Annotated in this window: 1 protein-coding gene; it reads left to right on the top strand. The window is 78.5% G+C overall.

Annotation, left to right across the window (positions count from 1 at the left end):
* A partial coding sequence (locus tag AC2CJA_RS26665; RefSeq protein WP_484605211.1) for a beta-ketoacyl synthase N-terminal-like domain-containing protein occupies positions 1-1370 on the top strand: 1370 nt, incomplete at both ends.

Consider the following 1370-nt stretch of genomic DNA (forward strand, 5'->3'; position numbering starts at 1 on the left):
GCGCTGCACCGCGCCGCGCGGCCGGGCCGGCCCGCCCTCGTCGAACGCCCGCCCCACCGCTGGTACGGCGCGGACTCGCTCGCCCGCGGCCCGCTGTCCGGCACGCCCGCGCAGGAGGCCGCGGACACCGGGAACACCGCGGCACCGGGCGGCTACCTGGACCGCATCGACGTCCACCCCCGCACCTACCGCATCCCGCCCAACGAGCTGGCCCAGGCCAACCCCCAGCACCTGGCCCTGTTCGAGGCCGCCGAACAGGCCCTCGCCGACGCCGGCTACCCCGCGCCGCCGCCCGGCACCAAGGCCGACGAACTGCCCGAGCGGCGGGTCGGTGTGGTGATCGCGATGGAGATGGAACCGCGCACCCACACCCACCGCGCGCGCTTCGACATCGGCGCCCATGTACGGGCCGAGTGCGAGCGGGCCGGAGTACACCTGGGCGAGGAGGAGCTGGACCGCCTGGAGGAGGCGGTGCGCGGCGCCGTCCACGAGCCCATCGGCGCCAACGAGGTGCTCAGCTACATCGGCAACATCATGGCGGCCCGGCTGTCCTCCTCGCGCAACCTCACCGGGCCGTCCTTCACCGTCGCGGCGGACGGGACCTCCGGGGTCCGGGCGCTGGAGGTGGCCGGCCTGCTGCTGCTGGACGAGACCGTCGAGGCGGTGCTGGTGGGCGGGGTGGACCTGGCCGCCGGCGCGGAGAACACCCGCGCCCGGGCCCGGCTCGCCGCCCGCGAGGGCCATCGGCCGCCGCCGCTCGGCGACGGGGCGGCAGCCGTGGTCGTCACCCGGGCGGGGGAGAGCGGCCGCAGAGTGTACGCGACGGTGGACGCCCTGCGCGTGCACAGCGGCGCCGGTGACGGGGACGAGGCCGTGGCCGCCGCGGCCCGTGCCGCCCTCGCCGACGCCCAGGCGGCCCCCGGCGATGTCGAGTACCTGGAACTGGGCGGCGCCGGCGCCGCCGCCCGCCACGGTGAGGCCGCGGCCCTCGCCGCCGTCTACCGGGCCGAATCCCGGGCCGAGCCTCAGGGCGCCTCTGGGACCGACCCGGAGACGGACGCGGCCGACCCCTACGGCTGCGTACTGGGAAGCGCGGGAGCGCTGGTGGGGGACACCCAGCGCGCGGCGCCGCTGGCCGCGCTGGTCGCGGCCGCGCTGGCCCTGCACCACGCCGACTTCCCCGCCGCCCCGGCCGGTCTGCTGCCCGACCCGGAGGACGCCGCGTTCGAAGGCTCCCGCTTCACCGTGCTGGGCGAGCCGCAGCCCTGGCCGGTCCGCCGCCGGGGCGTCGCCCGCGTCGCCGCGCTCAGCATGCCCGGCGACACCGGACCGGCCGGCGCCACCGCCGCCCACGTGGTGCTGCGCGGCAC

The sequence above is a fragment of the Streptomyces sp. ATLC9 genome, from assembly GCF_057196705.1.